The 18358-nt window shown below is 58.9% G+C and carries 17 protein-coding genes; 7 read left to right on the plus strand and 10 right to left on the minus strand.

From position 1 onward, the window contains the following. Positions 1-61: 61 nt before the first annotated feature. Genes purC through dapA form a run of 4 tightly spaced genes read right to left on the minus strand, consistent with a single transcriptional unit; the run spans position 62 to position 3572 of the window. Positions 62-772, minus strand: coding sequence for a phosphoribosylaminoimidazolesuccinocarboxamide synthase (gene purC / locus CYD26_RS18770; RefSeq protein ID WP_009399599.1), 711 nt, complete (start codon positions 770-772; stop codon positions 62-64). A gap of 20 nt (positions 773-792) precedes the next feature. Further along, positions 793-1560 (minus strand): MBL fold metallo-hydrolase, encoded by a 768-nt coding sequence (locus tag CYD26_RS18775; protein WP_065759614.1) that lies wholly within the window; start codon positions 1558-1560, stop codon positions 793-795. Then, positions 1561-2676, minus strand: a complete 1116-nt coding sequence (bamC, locus tag CYD26_RS18780; protein ID WP_065759615.1) for an outer membrane protein assembly factor BamC — start codon at positions 2674-2676, stop codon at positions 1561-1563. 17 nt (positions 2677-2693) lie between these two features. After that, positions 2694-3572: a 4-hydroxy-tetrahydrodipicolinate synthase gene (dapA, locus tag CYD26_RS18785; protein ID WP_065759616.1), complete on the minus strand. Its 879-nt coding sequence runs from the start codon at positions 3570-3572 to the stop codon at positions 2694-2696. Between the two features lie 261 nt (positions 3573-3833). On the opposite strand from dapA, the gene CYD26_RS18790 reads away from it, so the two are divergent. Both CYD26_RS18790 and CYD26_RS18795 read left to right on the plus strand, forming a co-directional pair. After that, a complete protein-coding gene (locus CYD26_RS18790; RefSeq protein WP_102053301.1) occupies positions 3834-4394 on the plus strand; it encodes a glycine cleavage system protein R in 561 nt (186 codons plus the stop codon). 10 nt (positions 4395-4404) lie between these two features. Beyond that, entirely contained in the window at positions 4405-4878 is a 474-nt protein-coding gene (locus CYD26_RS18795) for a peroxiredoxin (protein WP_065759618.1), read from the plus strand. A 67-nt stretch (positions 4879-4945) separates the two neighbouring features. Here the strand turns inward: CYD26_RS18795 and CYD26_RS18800 are convergent, their stop codons facing one another. Then, a complete protein-coding gene (locus CYD26_RS18800; protein WP_065759619.1) occupies positions 4946-6016 on the minus strand; it encodes an AI-2E family transporter in 1071 nt (356 codons plus the stop codon). Between the two features lie 27 nt (positions 6017-6043). After that, positions 6044-6283: a sulfurtransferase TusA family protein gene (locus CYD26_RS18805; protein WP_065759620.1), complete on the minus strand. Its 240-nt coding sequence runs from the start codon at positions 6281-6283 to the stop codon at positions 6044-6046. Positions 6284-6408: 125 nt separating this feature from the next. On the opposite strand from CYD26_RS18805, the gene CYD26_RS18810 reads away from it, so the two are divergent. Next, a complete protein-coding gene (locus tag CYD26_RS18810; RefSeq protein ID WP_065759621.1) occupies positions 6409-7842 on the plus strand; it encodes a M48 family metalloprotease in 1434 nt (477 codons plus the stop codon). A gap of 64 nt (positions 7843-7906) precedes the next feature. Here the strand turns inward: CYD26_RS18810 and nadA are convergent, their stop codons facing one another. The 4 genes from nadA to CYD26_RS18835 all read right to left on the minus strand — a co-directional run bounded on the left by nadA (position 7907) and on the right by CYD26_RS18835 (position 13205). Then, positions 7907-8965 (minus strand): quinolinate synthase NadA, encoded by a 1059-nt coding sequence (gene nadA, locus CYD26_RS18815; RefSeq protein WP_065759622.1) that lies wholly within the window; start codon positions 8963-8965, stop codon positions 7907-7909. Positions 8966-9212: 247 nt separating this feature from the next. Continuing rightward, the gene (locus CYD26_RS18820; RefSeq protein ID WP_065759623.1) at positions 9213-10712 is read right to left on the minus strand and encodes a YdgA family protein; all 1500 of its coding nucleotides are present in this window, start codon (positions 10710-10712) and stop codon (positions 9213-9215) included. A 152-nt stretch (positions 10713-10864) separates the two neighbouring features. Then, positions 10865-11620 (minus strand): hypothetical protein, encoded by a 756-nt coding sequence (locus CYD26_RS18825; RefSeq protein WP_256588047.1) that lies wholly within the window; start codon positions 11618-11620, stop codon positions 10865-10867. A gap of 700 nt (positions 11621-12320) precedes the next feature. After that, a complete protein-coding gene (locus tag CYD26_RS18835) occupies positions 12321-13205 on the minus strand; it encodes a hypothetical protein (RefSeq protein WP_178081723.1) in 885 nt (294 codons plus the stop codon). A 397-nt stretch (positions 13206-13602) separates the two neighbouring features. On the opposite strand from CYD26_RS18835, the gene CYD26_RS18840 reads away from it, so the two are divergent. From CYD26_RS18840 to CYD26_RS18855, 4 genes are read left to right on the plus strand one after another with little or no spacing between them, the layout of a single operon-like run. Continuing rightward, complete coding sequence (locus tag CYD26_RS18840; RefSeq protein ID WP_102053311.1) at positions 13603-14340, plus strand: ABC transporter ATP-binding protein; 738 nt, start codon at positions 13603-13605, stop codon at positions 14338-14340. Then, complete coding sequence (locus CYD26_RS18845) at positions 14333-15541, plus strand: ABC transporter permease (RefSeq protein ID WP_102053303.1); 1209 nt, start codon at positions 14333-14335, stop codon at positions 15539-15541. The genes CYD26_RS18840 and CYD26_RS18845 overlap by 8 nt, the downstream gene beginning before the upstream one ends. Beyond that, a complete protein-coding gene (locus CYD26_RS18850) occupies positions 15534-17033 on the plus strand; it encodes a TolC family protein (RefSeq protein ID WP_099773812.1) in 1500 nt (499 codons plus the stop codon). The genes CYD26_RS18845 and CYD26_RS18850 overlap by 8 nt, the downstream gene beginning before the upstream one ends. Further along, positions 17017-18312: an efflux RND transporter periplasmic adaptor subunit gene (locus CYD26_RS18855; protein WP_099773811.1), complete on the plus strand. Its 1296-nt coding sequence runs from the start codon at positions 17017-17019 to the stop codon at positions 18310-18312. The genes CYD26_RS18850 and CYD26_RS18855 overlap by 17 nt, the downstream gene beginning before the upstream one ends. The last annotated feature ends 46 nt before the right edge of the window (positions 18313-18358 follow it).

The raw sequence follows: 18358 nt of genomic DNA on the forward strand, positions 1-18358 counted from the left end.
AGGCAAAGCGCCTTGCGAAAAAAATTCGCGTGGTATCAGGCGCTTGCGTTAAAACGCCAGCTTACAGCGGTACGCCCAGGCGCTTGGCCACTTCTTCGTAAGCTTCGATGACGTCACCGAGGCCCTGACGGAAGCGGTCCTTGTCCATCTTCTTGCGGGTTTCCTTGTCCCACAGGCGGCAGCCGTCCGGGCTGAACTCGTCACCCAGCACGATTTCGCCGTGGAATACGCCAAACTCCAGCTTGAAGTCCACCAGCAGCAGGCCAGCGTCGTCGAACAGCTTGGTCAGTACTTCATTGACCTTCAGCGACAGCGCTTTCATTTTCGCCAGTTGCTCGGCAGTGCCCCAACCAAACGCAACAACGTGCGATTCGTTGATGAACGGATCGCCCTTTTCGTCGTTCTTCAGGAACAGTTCGAAGGTCGAAGGCTCCAGCTTGATGCCTTCCTCAACACCCAGGCGCTTGACCAGGCTGCCAGCAGCATAGTTACGCACGACGCACTCGACCGGAATCATGTCGAGTTTTTTGACCAGGCACTCGTTGTCACCCAGCAGTTTGTCGAACTGAGTCGGGATACCCGCTTCTTCGAGCTTCTGCATGATGAAGGCGTTGAACTTGTTGTTCACCATACCTTTGCGGTCGAGCTGTTCGATACGCTTGCCGTCGAACGCCGAAGTGTCGTTGCGAAACAGCAGGATCAAGCGGTCAGCGTCATCGGTCTTGTAAACCGACTTGGCTTTGCCGCGGTAGAGTTCTTCACGTTTTTCCATGATGGGCTCCGCTTGCTAAGTTAGATGGGCCGGGCGATTTCGCGCCAGTCGAGCCCTGAATCCTGATTGGCCACCTGTAGCCAGCCCGGGTCACACCCCAAGGCGTCGACAAAACACTGCCGGGCCAGCTGTGGCTGGTTGTTCTTGCTACTGAGGTGGGCCAGCACCAGATGCTGCAGCTTGTGCCAACCCAACTCGGCCACCAGGCGCGCGGCCTGATGGTTGTTCAAATGTCCTAGATCACCACCCACCCGCTGCTTGAGGAAATAGGGGTAATGCCCTCTCGCCAGCAGATCACGGCAGTGATTGGCCTCAATCAACAAGGCGTCCAGATCCTGATAGTGAGTCAACAGCCGATCATCATACGAACCCAGGTCGGTCAGCACACCCAATCGCCGATGACCGTCACTGAACACATACTGCAGTGGCTCCAGCGCATCGTGCGCCACAGCAACAGCGGTAATACTCAAGCTGCCCACCTGTAACCGCTCGTCACCGGCCAGGAAGCCTGCGACCTCGACGGGCTTGCGCATCCCACGCAACGTCCCACGGCTGAGGTAGACCGGTAGATTGTAGCGCCGCGCCAGCAAACCAACGCCATGAACATGGTCGGCATGTTCATGGGTAACGACGATGGCATTCAATTGATCTGGCGCTACGCCGAGCAGCGCCAGGCGCCGCTCGGTTTCCCGCAGGGAAAAGCCACAATCGACCAGCACACAGGTGTCGTCACTGGCGATCAGCGTACCATTGCCCTGGCTACCGCTTCCTAGTACGGCGAAGCGCACTTAACCCAGGTTGTCCTGAATGACACTCAACACACGACGAGCGACATCAGCTGGCGCGACGGTGTTGATGTTTTTCTCGACCGTAACCTGGACGCTGTCACCCACCTTGCTCAGGCGAACCTGATAACGCTCGGCACGGGCTTCACGCTCTTCCTTGCTCGGCTCGCTGCCCAACAGCTTGCCGAAGAAACCAGGCTCCTGGTCGTGCTTCTCGGCTTTCTCGGCCAGGTTGATGTAGTAAAGGCCCAGGCTGCGGTTGATGTCTTCGACACGCCACTCACCGTGCTCCAAGGCGCGGCCCACACTGGACCAGGCACGATCAAGGTCGGCGCCCAGGTTCAATACCGGGTTGCCGCTGCCGTCTTCGCTCAGGCTGACACGGCTAGGGGCATCGAAATCACGAGCAGCAAGCAGCGAGACGGAACCGCCCTTCTCGGCGCTACGGGTCATGCTGGCGAGCATTTCATCGACCAGCAGGGCATCAGCGGCGGTATTGACGGAACGCGCCGGGAAATCAACCTCGGCGGTACTGCCGGCCGGACGCTCAGCAGTCACCACATAGACTTCACTGGTGCCCCGCTGCACACCCGGTTCGATGCGTACACGCGCACGCATTTCACTGTCACCGCTGGTGGCGGTGCTTGCCAAGCGTTTTGCCATGGCGGCCGACAGCTCGTCGGAACGCTGCCAGGTGGTCGTGAACTCACCGGTTTGCGGACGCTCTTCGGCAATACGGAAACCGTTGTCTTCAAAGAACTGACGAGCCACTGGCCAGACTTCAGCCGGTGCACGCTGGGCCAGTACCCAACGCGAGTTACCACTCTTCTGCAGGCTGAAGTCGCTGGCTTCACCCGCCGCCGACAACGGCAGCGGACGCGGCACGTCGAACTCGCCCTTGGTACTGCTGTCCGCGACGTTACGCGGGATCGGCAGCAGCGGGTCGAGACGCTTGGCACTGCTGACATCCGGTGGCAGTTGCATCGGCGGCTTCTGGGTAGCCTCCAGATAGTCGCCGCCACGGTCACGGAAGTAACCGTCTTCACCCCACAGCCAGCCGCACCCGCTGGTGCTGGAGATAATCAAGGCAAGGGCGGAAAGACCAGCCAATCGCTTCATGCGGTGTACTTCCTCAGTTAAACCAGTACGCCGGACTGGCGCATGGCCTGCCGCAGCGTTTCATGACAAGGTTCGCTCAGCCAGGTCAGCGGCAGGCGAATGCCTTTGTGCATCAGGCCCATTTCCACCAACGCCCACTTCACCGGGATCGGGTTGGCTTCGATGAACAGGTCCCTGTGCAGCGGCATCAGTTTTTCGTTGATGGCACGGGCCGTTTCGGCATCGCCCTTGAGGGCGGCTTCACACAGGTCGGCCATTTCGCGTGGCGCAACGTTGGCGGTTACCGAGATATTGCCCTTGCCGCCCATCAGGATCAGCTCAACGGCGGTTGGATCATCGCCGGACAGGACGATGAAGTCCTTGCTGACGCCATCCAGGATGGCCTTGGCGCGCTTCAGGTCGCCTGTGGCTTCCTTGATACCGATGATGTTCGGTACGGTCGACAGACGAATGACGGTCTCTGCCTGCATGTCGCAGGAAGTACGGCCGGGCACGTTGTAGAGAATCTGCGGGATGTCTACGGCTTCAGCGATATGCTTGAAGTGCTGGTACAAGCCTTCCTGGGTAGGCTTGTTGTAGTACGGCACCACCAGCAGGCAGGCATCAGCCCCGGCGTTCTTGGCGTTGCGGGTCAGCTCGACCGCTTCACGCGTGGAGTTGGCGCCGGTGCCAGCGATCACCGGGATACGCCCGTTGACCTGTTTGACTACAGCCTCGATGACTTTGATGTGTTCTTCGACATCAAGGGTCGCAGACTCGCCGGTCGTACCGACGGCAACGATGGCATGAGTACCGTTTTTCAGGTGAAAGTCCACGAGTTTGCTGAGGCTGTCCCAGTCAAGACGCCCTTGTGCATCCATGGGTGTGACCAATGCCACCATACTGCCCGCAATCATGAAACTGCTCCTGCCGGAAAAAGAGAGCGGTAATGGTACTGGCGCCATCGGGCTTGCACAAGCGAAGCAGGTGGCCGGAGCATTCCCCTCGGCAGCAGTTTTCGCTACCCTTCCCTCTTTGATCGGTACGCAGCAGCCCCCTGGCTTGCTGATGATGCACCTCGGCTGCGCCCTGACCCTCGATTCTGAGCGGCGGAACGATATAAAGCACAGCCTCTTGCCACGTCACGTACTGACCGCTCATCGCTTTAGGAATGCTGCATGTCCACCCCCACCGTTCGCGAACAATTCCTTGTCATCAGCGCCCTGGGCCCCAATCCCATGGAGCTGACCAACATCCTGTGCCGCACCAGCAACGACAACCGTTGCTCTGTCGTAACCTCGCGCCTGACACGCCACGGGGAATGCAGCGCACTGGTGCTCCAGATATCGGGCAGCTGGGACGCACTGGCGCGGCTCGAGGCGGCACTCCCAAGCCTGGCCAAGAAGCACAGTTTCACGGTCAATGTCGTGCGCAGCGCAGGCCTGGAGGTTCGCCCACTGTCCTTGCCGTACGTCGCCTACATCAGCGCCGCCTATCGGCCCGATATCATCAATGAGCTGTGCCAGTTCTTCCTCGACCACCGGGTAGAGCTGGAGAACCTGACCTGCGATACCTATCAGGCACCGCAAACCGGCGGCACCATGCTCAACGCCACGTTCACCGTGACGCTGCCTGCGGGCACACAGATCAGCTGGCTGCGCGACCAGTTCCTGGACTTCGCCGACGCACTCAACCTGGATGCGCTGATCGAACCCTGGCGCCCACAAAACCCCATGTAAGGAATGCACCATGGCTGTTGAACTCGATCAATCGGTACCCGCTTTCCAGGCCGAGGCCACCAGCGGCAAGCAGATCAACCTGGAAGCTCTGAAAGGCCGTCAGGTCGTGCTGTACTTCTACCCCAAGGACAGCACCCCGGGCTGCACCACCGAAGGCCAGGGTTTTCGGGATCACTACGCGGCCTTCCAGGCGGCCGACACCGAGGTGTTCGGCGTTTCCCGCGACAGCCTCAAATCGCACGAGAACTTCAAGTGCAAGCAGGCGTTCCCGTTTGAGCTGATCAGCGACAAGGACGAGGCGTTGTGCCAGTTGTTCGACGTGATCAAGCTGAAGAAGCTCTATGGCAAGGAATACCTGGGCGTAGACCGCAGCACCTTCCTGATCGACAAGGATGGTGTACTGCGCCAGGAGTGGCGTGGCGTGAAAGTACCGGGCCACGTTGAAGCCGTGCTGGCCCAAGCGCAGGCGCTGAACAAGGCCTGAAGCGCTATCGTCGGCAAGGCCGGCTCCTGCTGGAGCTGGCCTTGCCGGTTATCAACCCCACCTGGCGTTACAACAATGGCGCCACAGGCGGTTCCCGGCGAGGCCAGGCATCCAGTACCGCCTTGAACAGGGTCGCCAACGGAATCGCAAAGAAGATCCCCCAGAACCCCCACAGCCCGCCGAACAACAGCACGGCGCAGATGATTGCGACCGGGTGCAGGCTGACGGCTTCGGAGAACAACAACGGCACCAACACGTTGCCGTCCAGCGCCTGAATGATCGCGTACACCGCCATCAGGTAAATGAACTGGTCTCCCCAGCCCCACTGGAACAAGGCGATCAATGTCACCGGCACGGTCACCACCACCGCCCCGACATAGGGCACTACCACCGACAGACCGACCAGCAGTGCCAGCAGCGCCGCGTAGTTCAGCCCGAGGGCGACAAAGGCGATGTAGGTCGCGACCCCGCAAATCAGGATCTCGATACCCTTACCGCGAATGTAGTTGGCGATCTGCCGGTTCATGTCCTCGGCCACACGGGTCATCAAGGCCCGCTCACGCGGAAGGTATCCACTGACCCAACGTGCGATGAGTTCACGGTCCTTGAGGAAAAAGAACACCAGGATCGGTACCAGCACCAGGTAGATCATGACGTTGACCAACAGTGGCAGGCTGGACAACGAGAAGGTCAGCGCCCACTGGCCGAACTTGCCGATCTCGCCACGCATCACTTCAATGGCCTGCAAGACCTGTTCGTCCGAGACCAGGTGCGGATAACGCTCCGGCAGCAGCAACAACAGCGACTGCCATTTGCCAAGCATGCCGGGCAGTTCGTTGAACAGGGTGATCAACTGATGCCACAGCAACGGCACCAGCACCAGCAGGAATACCGCCAGCGCCCCCATGAACAGTGTGAACACCAGTGCCACGGCAATCTTGCTGGGAACCTTGAAACGCTCCAGGGCATTGACCAGGCCTTGCATGAGAAACGCCAGGACCATGCCTGCCAACACGGGCGCGAGCATCCCGCCAAGGGTCAATATCGCGGCAAACGCCAGGAACAGCAGCACCGCCAGCACCACTGCCTCCTCATCGGAGAAATAGCGCTGCATCCAGTCGCGAAGCACTTTGAACATCAACAATCCTTAAATACGGGGGAAGACTCAGGCTTTCTTCAGCCAGTAGCTGAAAACCCCGGCCTCGGCCTTTTCGAGTAGCAGCGTGTGACCTGCCAATTGAGCAAAAGTGCGAAAATCACGTTGCGAACCCGCGTCGGTGGCGATCACCTTGAGCACCGCGCCACTGGCAAGCCGATTCAGCTCCAGCTTGGCCTTGAGCAGAGGCAGCGGGCAATTCAGGCCACTGGCATCGAGCTCGGCGTCACAGGGCAGGCTATCGGTCATCGGTTCTCTCCTGGCAGGCGCCCGGTCAAGGGCATTGATACAAAGCAAGCCCGGTAGAATACCGCCTCTGGTCGCAGACGTGCGAGCGGGCTACAGTAAGGTCTTTGTCGACCAGAGCTTCGTGCATGAATTTTTTGCGCCCTACCTTGCTGACGCTGGCCTGCCTGTTGGCGCTACCGAGCCATGCCGACGACCTTCCGTCACTCGGCGACGCCAGCTCGGCCATTGTCTCGCCGCAACAGGAGCACCAACTGGGCCGTGCCTGGCTCAGTCTGTTGCGGGGCAATGTCGGCCAACTGTCCGACCCCCAGCTCAAGGATTATGTCGAGACCAGTGTCTACCGGCTTGCCGAAACCAGCCAACTGCAGGACCGGCGCCTGGAGTTCATCCTGATCGACAGCAAAGAGCTGAACGCCTTTGCTGCGCCCGGCGGCATTGTCGGGGTCAACGGAGGGCTGTTCCTCAACGCCCAGAACGAAGGCGAATATGCCTCGGTACTCGCCCACGAACTGGCGCACTTGTCACAACGCCACTTTGCCCGTGGTGTTGAAGCCCAGCAACGCATGCAACTGCCGATGATGGCAGCCCTGCTGGCGGGGATCGTGGTTGCTGCTTCCGGTGCCGGGGATGCCGGTATTGCCGCCATCGCCGGCTCTCAGGCTGCCGCGATCCAGGAGCAGCGACGTTTCTCCCGGCAGAACGAGCAGGAAGCCGACCGTATCGGCATCATCAACCTGGAAAAGGCTGGCTACGACCCACGGAACATGCCCAGCATGTTCGAGCGTTTGATGCGCCAGTACCGTTTCGACGCCAAGCCGCCAGAATTCCTGCTGACTCACCCGGTGACCGAGTCGCGTATTGCCGACACCCGCAACCGTGCCGAACAGGCACCTGCCGGCGGCACCGAAGACAGCCTGCGTTACCAGTTGATGCGTTCTCGGGTGCAATTGACCTACGAGGGCACCCCCGGCCTTGCGGCCAAACGCTTCCGCGCCATGCTCGAGGAAAACCCCACACTCGATGCCGCACGCTATGGCCTGGCCATCGCCCAGACCAAGGGCGGCCAACTGAACGAAGCCCGCGAAAACCTCAAGCCTTTGCTGGCCAAGGCACCGAACGACATCACCTACAACCTGGCGCAAATCGACCTGGACATTACCAATAATCGACTGGCCGACGCCGAACAACGGGTGACTAAGATGCTCACCCTCTACCCCGGCAGCTACCCACTGCAGCAGGCCCGGGCCGATGTATTGCTGAAACTGAATCGCCCCGCCGAAGCGGAAAAGGCGCTGGACGGTTTGCTGAAGAACCGCCCAGACGATCCGGATGTCTGGTATGAAGTGGCCGAGGCACGCGGCCTGTCAGGCAACACGATAGGCCTGCACCAGGCTCGCGCAGAGTACTTTGCCCTGGTCGGCGACTACGACCAGGCAATTCAGCAGCTTGATTACGCCAAACGCCGTGCCGGCAACAACTTCCAGTTGGCGTCGCGCCTCGATGCACGGCAACGGGAAATGCTTGAGCAGCAACGCATGGTCAAGGAAATGATGCGCTAACCCACGTACGGCAGCAGCCCCACAGCACATGGGGCTGCCCTGCCGACGCAGGATTCGGCGTGTATCAGGCGTTACCGGACAACTTCATCCGCGCTGCATGGGTGAAATCCAGCATGCGTTTGAGCGGGCGAATGGCCTGCGGAATCAACGCAGCGTCCACAAAAATCTCGTTACTGCCCTCACGCAGGCACTGCAGGGTGCGCTCCAGCGTGTTCATGGCCATCCATGGGCAGTGGGCGCAACTGCGGCATGCGGCACCGTTACCTGCGGTAGGCGCTTCGACAAAGACCTTGTCCGGGCACAGCTGCTGCATCTTGTAGAAGATGCCGCGATCAGTGGCGACGATAAAGGTTTTGTTCGGCATGCTTTGCGCCGCGGCAATCAACTGGCTGGTGGAACCCACCGCATCGGCCAGCTCGATCACTGCCTCAGGGGATTCAGGGTGAACCAGAATCGCCGCATCGGGGTACAGCGCTTTCATGTCCGCCAATTGTCGCGACTTGAACTCTTCGTGAACAATGCAGGCGCCGTCCCAGAGCAGCATGTCGGCGCCGGTCTGTTTCTGAATATAACGACCCAGATGCTGGTCCGGCCCCCAGATAATGGTCTCGCCGTTATCCATCAGGCTTTCGACGATTTCCAGCGCACAACTGGAGGTTACCACCCAGTCAGCCCGCGCCTTGACTGCTGCCGACGTATTGGCATAAACCACTACGGTACGCTCAGGGTGCTTGTCGCAGAACGCCGAGAACTCGTCCACCGGGCAACCCAGGTCGAGCGAGCAGGTCGCTTCAAGCGTTGGCATCAGCACACGCTTCTCAGGGTTGAGGATCTTGGCGGTTTCGCCCATGAAGCGAACACCGGCAACTACGACCGTCTTGGCCGGGTGCTTGTTGCCAAAGCGAGCCATTTCCAGCGAGTCAGACACGCAGCCGCCCGTCTCCTCGGCAAGTGCCTGAATAACCGGGTCACAGTAATAGTGCGCCACCAGGACCGCATCCTGCGCCTTGAGCTCAGCAGCGATGGCGGCACGGTAATGGGCTTCTTCTTCCGGTGTCAGTGGCTTGGGTTGCTTGGCATCCAAGTGAGCTTGAACCAGAAGGCGTTCGGAGATATGCGTCATGTTCGGCAAGACCTGCAGGCGCTGATACGCGTAAGTCGAGTGTATCACCGAGCCCCGGCAAATCGGCTACAGGTTCCGTCGGCAAGTGCCCGAACGGCAATTGCGGCTGGACCGTAAAGCCTCTGCGGCCTCGGCTTCATAGGAGGCCGAAGGCTACAGATAATCAGATGAATTCTAAAGGCTTTTTTGGCCTGAAACGGCCAAGGGCAGGCAGCCATAGCCTCGGCTGCCCGCCCCTTGCATCACATCAACCGCCGATTTGACCCATGGCACCGAGGTTGGCCATGACCAGCCCGGCGAACTCTTCAAGGGTCATTTTCTGCCCATTGAACTCCACCTGGCCATCGACATAGTTCAAGTTGGCAACGACATCACTGCCCTGCAGCTTGGCCAACTGCGTCTGCAGCGCCATCTGCCCGACCATTTCACTGGTCATGGACGCCTGCTGGGCAATCGCCTGGGTGTCGGTTTCACCCTGGAAGGCAGCCTGCAGAACCGCCAGATCAACGATCATCGGCTTGGACAGCGTCAGGTTGCTCTTGAGCTGGGAGATCAATTGGCGACCCAACTGATCCGGTGGCAGTTCCAACGAGGTCGGCTTGTTCAGCTCAACCGCCAGGCTGAAACGGCTTTCACCGTTGGCGGTCTTGAAGGACAAATCTTCCAGCGCGACCTGCGGCTTGGCCGCGAGCATCTTCAGGATATCCTCGCGTACCTTCGCCTCTTCTTCAGGGCTCATCGCCAACTGCGGCATGGACCGCCCTTCGGCGGCGGCCTGCTGAATCTCGGGCAGATGGCTTTCATACCAGCTCATCAACGACTGGAGCGCCGGAATGTCCAGGCTCTTCACGCTCATGACCATCTGCGCACTGCCGACCGACTTGCCCTCGTAGCTGATGTCGCCGACCTTGTAGGTCAGGCGGCCCGACATTTTGTCGCCCTCAGCGCGGTAATCGTTGCGCTGCTCAAGCGCCTTGAGCAGCAACGTCGACTGCTGATCACCGAACACGAACTGGCTGCTGGCCAACCCGAAGTCAACCTGCCCCACATAGAAGCCATAGGTGGTCTTGGTCAGGTCACCCGTAATGTTCATGCCATTGAGGTCGATCTTGACCGGCGCAGTGTCAGGCGACACCAGCGACATGGCGAGGCTGCCCATGGTGCCATTGACCTTGACCTTCTCGGCATCGGCACTGCTGTCGACATCCAGGTTGAAGCCGGAGAATTTCACCACCGAGCCGTCGTCACCGGTAACGTCCAGCGGCAACAGTTTCATGCTGCCCTGTACCGAACGGTCATAACCCAGGCTGACCTGGCCCTGCAGCGGCGCAACTTCCTTGGCCGCGGCAAACCACTTGGCCGTACCTTCAGTTTTCTCCAGCGCATAGTTGCTGGTTGCCATGACCGGCATCAGCTTGAACGCCTTCAAGCGCGACCATGGCAGCGGGCCGTGCTCGATGCGATCAACGAAGTTCAACTCGAGGCTCACCGACTCGTCACCGGCATCCAGGTTTGCAACCTTCACACGGTAATGGGCGGTACTGGTGTAGAAGTGCTGCTCCAGCGAAACCAACTCGACGCTGGCACTGGCGCCCGTGCCAAGCAATGCCTTCTGGGCCTGCTCGTTACTTTGCGCAATAGAGGCCTTCAAGGCGTCAGGCAACTGCTTGCCGGTGTACCAGGTACCTGCACTCGTCAAGGCCGCGAGTACCGCAAGACCGGAAAGTACGCCTACTGATTTCTTCATGAACTGACCCGAACGATATCCATAATGGGGGAAGTATGACTGTTCAGCCAAACCGGCATGCCGCGACGACACGGGTTGACCGAAGGCGCGAAGAATATCACTTTGCCCGCCCTTTCCCCCAGTACTTCACCAGGATCATGAGACGCTTCACACTATGCGGGGTCGATACTGTTCAACACGCCCTTGCGGCCATCCGGGCTTTCCACAAGCCACTTCTCGAGCAACCCGCTCAGGTTCATGCCATTGCCCTCGGCCTGATGAGTAATGTAGTTGAAACCGCTGTCAATCCATCCCTGCAACTGGCTCATATAGGTATCGGGGTACTGCGCCTGCTCGATGGCAGGTAGCCCCTCATAATGCTCAAGCACTTCCATGAAAAAGCCCGTGAGCTTGCCGGTGCTGTTGTATTCAATATCCGACTTTGCCAGCACCATCCGGCGCCAAGCTTCCTCCTGCTCATGAGCCTCGTAAAATGCGGCAAGCCGCTCATTGACCGTGAAAGCACCACTATCGTCATAGGCAATCAAGGCCAATTGATCTCGTGACATGCCCGCAAAAGGATTGGTCCCGGAACGGGAGCCATATATACGGCCATTGACGAAGTCCGTCGCGTCTTTGGCCCGTGCCAACAGCTCCGGGTCATCACTGTTTGGCAGCTCGGCATCATGCTTCGCCTTGTTAAAGAAATAACTGTCACCCAAAATTTCATTCAACCGTGCTTTCGCGACGTCACCCAGCGCCTTGCGATCAAGCCCGGCATCCCGTGCCTCGGCACGCGCAGCCGCCTCGCTGAGCTGCCGCGCCAGAGTAGACACCGTACTTGCCTCACTCGCTGCCGGGATGACCGCAGCGGAGCACGCTGTGTCGTCTGGGCTAACGGGCACGCTTGGGCTGGCCCGGGTCAGCACACTGGTACCGGAAAAGGATGTATACCCTGTAACGCCAACCATGGCGGCCCTCCTTCGACTGACGAATAGGTCTTGCAAAAAAATGGCCGGCTAATACCGCACCGGCCATAGGGATTATTACTTCATTGCAAACTCTACCGACCACTCGTGACTCGTGTAATTGGTCGACGTGATAGTCGCGGTACACGTGGCACCACCACTGGGGGTAAACGTCTTGTTCCAGGACGGCACTTTGATACCGCTTGAGTTGTATGTATTCACATACGTCGTGGTAAATGCACAGGTTTTGCCGCCAACCTTGTAGCGGACAGCAGCGAAATTTGTATCAGGAGAGATATTGCTCTGAACCGCATAGCTGCTAGTCCCTCCGGTAGGCACTATAGCTATCGGTCTTGGTGATGCATTTACATTGGTGCTGGCTTCATTTTACGTCTCAATTACATATACAGCATCTGAGATCGCGTTATTCTTAAAGGTCACCATAACCTTAGGCCCAGCATGCGCCGCACCTGCAGCAAACAAAGTAACGATCGAAAACAGCGCAAGCACCACCTTATGTACATTCATGCTTTATGTCTTCCATGTGATTGAACAGGCATTATTAAATTACAGCGACTCCTCTTGGAGCGACGCCAAAAGCAATGCTGAACTGATGATTTCTCGATAAACCCAACTGACTGCGCCTGATTGCGCTGCGCACTCAATTGCGTTTGTTCGCAGCCTCATCACCTGTTCTAGCGGGCAGGTCATCCGTTGCATCATTTTGTTGGGGCGACGCTGAAGTCATCCACTCTTCGAGTAACCCGACCAAGGTCGTAGCGTTGCCCTCAGACTGGTGAGTGATGTAGTTGAAACCGCCATCAATCCATCCCTGCAACTGGCTCACATAATTGCCAGGGTACTGTGCCTGCTCGATAGCCGGCAGACTTTCATAATGCTCAAGCACCTCGGTGAAAAAGCTGGTGAGCTTGCCGGTACTGTTGTATTCAGCGTCACCTTTTGCCAGCACCATCCGACGCCAAGCTTCCTCCTGCTCATGCGCCTCGTAAAAGGCTGCGCGCCGCTCATTGACCGTGAAAGCACCGCTATCGTCATAGGCAATCAAAGCCAGTTGATCTCGTGACATGCCCGCAAAAGGATTCTTGCCGACGATGTTGGAGCCTGGGTAACGACTGTTGACGAAATCGGTTGCCTGCCTGGCCCGCTCCAGCAGTTCTGGGTCATCACTGTTCGGCAGCTCCGCATCGTGCCGAGCCTTGTTGAGTGTATAGCTATCACCCGATATTTGATTCAACAGCACTTTTGCCGCCTCACCCAACGCCTTGTAATCAAGCCCAGCATCGCGCGCCTCGGCGCGAGCAGCCGCCTCGCTGAGCTGCCGAGCCAGCGTAGACACCGTACTTGCATCACTCGCTGGCGGGATGACTGCAGCGGAGCACGCTGTGTCGTCGGTGCTAACGGGCAAGCTTGGGCTGGCCCGGGTCAGCGCACTGGTACCGGAAAAAGATGTATAGCCTGTAACGCCAACCATGGCGGCCCTCCCTGCGTATTTATTTAACGCGAAGCGTTCCAGCGACACAGACATGCCTTCGGCTTATCACACTTGCAATGCGCCCTTGAAATAAGCCGACCACATTGCAGCCTGACCTCATCACGCTATTTACAACCGTAAAGAACGTTGCCACAACTGCTGCTATCGCTGTAACCGGCTGCAATTCTTAGTCGGCACAACAAATAACGTCAACCCTTTTCACGAACAATACCTTTTCATACCCAAAGAAAATTCTCGAACATCAGAATATTCATACAAACAACCAGGCATAAAATAAACACCTAACACCCAGCAAAACCAAGACAGCACACATCATCAATTAAACCTTCGCTAACCTTTTGAATAACTCGACCCACCACTCATCAACACCTTGTTTATTGCCTGACTCACAAAAACCATAGAAAACTAGATAAATACTTTGGAGCAGGCCGTGCCGAACAACGGAAACAACCACACAACCGCCTTGCCAGGCGAAAACCTTCTACAGCTGGAAAGTATCGGCCACACCTACTCAACAGCGGCCGGGCTTCGGCCAACACTTCACAACGTGTCGCTGTCCATCATGCGAGGACAAAGCTGCGCAATCGTCGGCGCTTCCGGTTCAGGGAAAAGCACGCTGCTCAATATCATTGGCCTGCTTGACCAGCCCACATCCGGTCGCCTGTTACTCGACGGGCACGACATGACCCGCGCCAAGGCGCACATACGTGCCCAAACACGCAACCAGCGCATCGGGTTCGTATTCCAGAGCTTCAACCTGCTCCCTCGCCTTAGCGCACTGGAAAACGTGGCACTGCCCCTGCGCTATCGAGGGTACGGGCACGCAGAGGCACAGCGCCTCGCCTTACAGGAAGTCACGCGTGTCGGGCTGGCCAATCGCGCCCATCATCGCCCGGCAGAGCTGTCCGGCGGACAACGCCAGCGCATAGCCATTGCTCGGGCCCTGGTCGGCCGCCCCGACCTGATTCTGGCCGACGAACCCACCGGCAACCTCGACAGCGCCACCGCCGGGGAAGTGCTAGCGCTGTTACAGGCCTTGAATAGAGAACAGGCCGTCACCCTCGTGATCGTCACCCACGACGAATCACTGGCCCAGACACTGCAGCGCTGCCTGCTGGTCAAAGACGGGCATCTGCTTGAACAGTATCCGAACCCAGCACATGCCTGACGCACGGCCAAACCGCTACGGGCCATCCTTGCGCCAAACACTGAGCGAACCCCTGAGCAGCCTGCGCCTGCTTGGGCGCCGCGCACTGCTGGCCCTGCTGGGGATCGCCGCAGGTTGCGCCTCGGTGGTCGCACTGCTGAACATAGGCCACAACGCGGCCCACGAAGCCATCCGCACATTCAAGGGCCTGGGTAGCGATGTAATGGTAGGCAGCTTCACCGCCACGCCCGACACGGTAACGCGCCCCGCACCTGCGGCACTGGACACCCAGCTTGTGAAACACGCCGTCCCAGGTCTTCGTGAAATCGCGCCGGCCATACTCTATTCGACGACCGTCCACATCGGCGGCCAAGCCTATCCCTTGAGTGTCATCGGCACCTCCCACGAACTGGAAGGTGTATTGGGCCTGCAGCTCAGTCACGGTAGATTCCTCTCCCCTTACGATCAGCAGAGCACCTACGCGGTGCTGGGTGCACAAGCAGCCAGAGCGCTGAACGTAAGCACGCTGAACAATCAGGATCCCGTGGCGATTGAGGGCTACCTGTTTGAGATCATCGGCATCCTGGCCGAGCATGGGCACAACCCACTCATACCCATTCCCGTGGACGAGGCGATCCTCCTGCCTATCGAGGGGATGAGACGAATAACACCCACCCCCGAGATCAACAGCATCATCGCCAAGGGGCTACAGAGTGAGCGCCTGGCTGAAGATGCCAACGCGCTGCGTGATTACCTGGCCCGCAAGGCGCCAGGCCACACCGTACAGGTGCAAATTCCCCAGCAGTTGCTGGATGGGCTGGAACGACAGGCCCGAACCTTTTCCTACCTGCTCCTCGGGCTGGCTGGTATTTCACTGCTGGTCGGTGGTGTGGGCATCATGAACGTGATGGTCATGAACGTGTCCGAACGGCGGCAAGAAATCGGCATACGCATGGCAATCGGTGCCCGACCACGCGATATCGCCAGCCTCTTCCTGCTGGAGGCCATGGCATTGGCCGTGGTCGGCGCGTTGGCTGGCGCCTTGTTCGGCGTGGCTGCTGCCTGGATGTTTGTGACGCTATCGGGGTGGTCATTTTCACTATCAATGACCTCGCTGCCACTGGGCATCGCCAGCTCGCTACTGAGTACACTGGTCTTCGGCCTCCATCCGGCACAGCGTGCGGCCGCCCTGCAACCCGTGACGGCGCTGCGTGATGACTGACACGTGCGCACGTCCCAGCACTGCGACCCGTTACCTGTTGGCTGGTGTGGTCCACCTGCTGCTGTTTACGACAAACGCGTGCGCCGAACGTTTGTCACCCACGCAAGCCAGCCACCCCGACAAGAGCCTTTCCGCGAATGAACAAACGATAGCGCTGGCCTTGAACGAAGCGGTACTGCTAGGTCTGCGTAACAATCACGCGATCCGTAGTGCGTACTTCGAACGCATCGTGCAGAAATTCGACCTACGTGTGGAAAAAGACCGCTTCACGCCAAAACTGGTGCTAAGCAGCCGCCACCTGGCTACGCGCAACCAGGATGACCACTACCGGCAAAACGAAGTCGCCCCTTCAACCACGCTGCTTGGCGAATATGGAACACAGTTCAGCCTGTCATGGCGTCATCACCTTACCCAGGCGAACCACGCTGGTCGCACACACAACGATGGCGCAACGTTCAGCGTCATCCAGCCCCTGCTCCGCGGCGCAGGGCGCGAGGTGGCAACCGCGCCCATACGCTTGGCCGAACTTGCCGAGCAGGTCAATCGCCTCAACCTGAAAGCAACCGTCTCAAGCACCGTCACCCAGATCATCACTGCTTACCGCGAACTGCTGCGTGCACAAGAACAGTTGCGCATCACCCGCGAAGCACTGGCGCGCTCACGCCAGCTACTGGATGCCAACAAGGTCATGATCGCCTCTGGGCGCATGGCCGAGTTCGAACTCGTGCAGACCGAAGCGGACGTGGCGACACAGGAACTCGCTGTCGAAGAAGCCTCCAACCAACTCGACGCTAGCCGGCTCGAGTTACTGCACCTGCTGGCGCTCGATCTGCAAACACCGGTACAGGCCATTGAACGCCTTGACGTGACACGCACAGACTTCGGGCTGGCCGAGGCTCTAGCGGTTGCACAAAACCAGCAACCCACCTACCTCACCCAGTTGATCGCAATCGAGCAAGCCGCTGTCAACCTCACGGTGGCCCGCAATGAACGACTATGGGACCTATCGCTCATTGGTGCTGCCACCCAGGCCCGTAGCCGCTACCCGGGTGAACGCGGCTACGCATCCGACCACACCTGGGAGGGTTATGCCGGCCTACAGGTCGAGATCCCCATTGGCGACCTGAGCCGACGCCAAGCTGAAGTGCGCGCCCGAGTCAACGTCGAAACCCAGGACATTCGCCTAAGCGAAACGCGCCAGTTGCTCGAACGCGATGTCGGCGATGCTGTGCGCAACCTCGGCACCCGCTGGCGCCAGTATGAAATCGCACAACGTGCGCGCGAGCTGTCACGCCGAAAACTCGATATCGAACGCGAGAAACTGCAAGCCGGTCGCTCCAGCAACTTTCAGGTACTGAGTTTTGAAGCCGATTTGCGAACAGCGGAAAGCACACGCCTCAATGCACTGATTGCCTATCTCAACACACAAGCCCAACTGGACCAGACACTGGGCACAACGCTGGAGAGCTGGGACATTGACCTCAACGACTAAGCGCTACTTGTTTCCACGCACACGTCAGGCGCGATACTGGCTGGCGGGCGCACTGAGCCTGATGTTGCTGGCAATCACACTCGTGTACCACGCAAGGCCACCAGGCTCACCGCCTGGAAGCGACTGGCTGCAAGTAAAACCGCAAATACTAGAAAACCAGTTGGGCCTCATCGGGCGTTTGGAAGCCGCGACACGGTTGACCCTTGCTGCGCCCTTTGAAGGGTTAGTACACAGCGTTTCCGTTACCGAAGGCCAGCGCGTCGAGCTAGGCCAGCTCCTGCTGACGCTCGACAGCTCGCAACTGGAGATTCAGTTACGCGAGGCACTGGCCGTGCAACTCAACGCTCAGCGCGCCCTGGAAGAAATGCAGAACTGGCCGCAAAGCGCCGATGTGGCCCGCGCCCGTCGATCCGTGACCAACGCCCAACTGAGCCTGAGCGATACGCGCAACAAGCTCACCGACACCCGGCGCCTGTTCGATCGCGGCATCGTGGCCCGAATGGAAGTCGAAGCCCTTGAGCAACAAGCCCGCATGCAAACACTCGACCTGGCCGCTTCACAGGCCGAACTGAGCGCCACACTCGAAAAGGGCAAAGGCGAACATCGACAGATCGCCGAAATGGAGTGTGCCAACGCCCAATCACGCTACCAGGCACTGGTTGCGCTGCATGCTCAACGCGAGCTACGCGCACCGTTCGCGGGGATCATCCTGCGCCCACGCAAACAGGACGAAAACACCACCACCGCTATCCAGCAAGGCATCCGCGCCACTCAGGGTATGCCCTTGTTCGAGTTGGTCAGCCTCGAACAAATCAACGCCGTGACCCGAGTTGAAGAAGCCGACCTGCACCAGTTGAGCGAAGGCATGCGTGTGCGGATCACCGGTGATGGCTTTCTCGGCATGACGCTGACAGGCAAGATCTCAGCCATCAGTGCACAGCGCCTACCGTCAGAAACGTATGGAGCCGGCGCCAGCTACGGGGTGGTCGCGACCCTCGACCCACTGACTCAAGCCCAACAGCAACGCGTGCGCCTGGGAATGAGTGCGCGCCTGGCAATCGTCACCTATCACGCTGAAAACGCGATCGCGATACCGGTGGCCGCACTTAGACGTGATCATGAAGGGCGGACGTTCGTACGCCACCAACCGCATCGTGAACAGATACCGCAGAAGGTCTTTGTCACAACCGGACGCGCTGTTCCTCAAGGTGTCGAAGTCTTTGGCCTCACACCGGGCTACATCGAAATGCCAATAAGCCGGAACAGCGTCCCTCCGTAACGCTAGCTGACGAGCCCTTGCCGGTGAAGAGGGGTATACCCAGCCT

Source organism: Pseudomonas sp. FFUP_PS_473 (assembly GCF_002858665.1).
Lineage (GTDB): Bacteria > Pseudomonadota > Gammaproteobacteria > Pseudomonadales > Pseudomonadaceae > Aquipseudomonas > Aquipseudomonas defluvii.

What these genes read in the sequence shown, in the direction of transcription:
- CYD26_RS18795 (WP_065759618.1), top strand. Translation starts at nt 4,405, where the DNA reads ATGGCTGTTGAACTCGATCAATCGGTACCCGCTTTCCAGGCCGAGGCC.
- CYD26_RS18805 (WP_065759620.1), bottom strand. Translation starts at nt 6,283, where the DNA reads ATGACCGATAGCCTGCCCTGTGACGCCGAGCTCGATGCCAGTGGCCTG.
- CYD26_RS18800 (WP_065759619.1), bottom strand. Translation starts at nt 6,016, where the DNA reads ATGTTCAAAGTGCTTCGCGACTGGATGCAGCGCTATTTCTCCGATGAG.
- CYD26_RS18845 (WP_102053303.1), top strand. Translation starts at nt 14,333, where the DNA reads ATGCCTGACGCACGGCCAAACCGCTACGGGCCATCCTTGCGCCAAACA.
- CYD26_RS18810 (WP_065759621.1), top strand. Translation starts at nt 6,409, where the DNA reads ATGAATTTTTTGCGCCCTACCTTGCTGACGCTGGCCTGCCTGTTGGCG.
- CYD26_RS18820 (WP_065759623.1), bottom strand. Translation starts at nt 10,712, where the DNA reads ATGAAGAAATCAGTAGGCGTACTTTCCGGTCTTGCGGTACTCGCGGCC.
- nadA (WP_065759622.1), bottom strand. Translation starts at nt 8,965, where the DNA reads ATGACGCATATCTCCGAACGCCTTCTGGTTCAAGCTCACTTGGATGCC.
- bamC (WP_065759615.1), bottom strand. Translation starts at nt 2,676, where the DNA reads ATGAAGCGATTGGCTGGTCTTTCCGCCCTTGCCTTGATTATCTCCAGC.
- CYD26_RS18850 (WP_099773812.1), top strand. Translation starts at nt 15,534, where the DNA reads ATGACTGACACGTGCGCACGTCCCAGCACTGCGACCCGTTACCTGTTG.
- dapA (WP_065759616.1), bottom strand. Translation starts at nt 3,572, where the DNA reads ATGATTGCGGGCAGTATGGTGGCATTGGTCACACCCATGGATGCACAA.
- CYD26_RS18835 (WP_178081723.1), bottom strand. Translation starts at nt 13,205, where the DNA reads ATGTCTGTGTCGCTGGAACGCTTCGCGTTAAATAAATACGCAGGGAGG.
- CYD26_RS18790 (WP_102053301.1), top strand. Translation starts at nt 3,834, where the DNA reads ATGTCCACCCCCACCGTTCGCGAACAATTCCTTGTCATCAGCGCCCTG.
- purC (WP_009399599.1), bottom strand. Translation starts at nt 772, where the DNA reads ATGGAAAAACGTGAAGAACTCTACCGCGGCAAAGCCAAGTCGGTTTAC.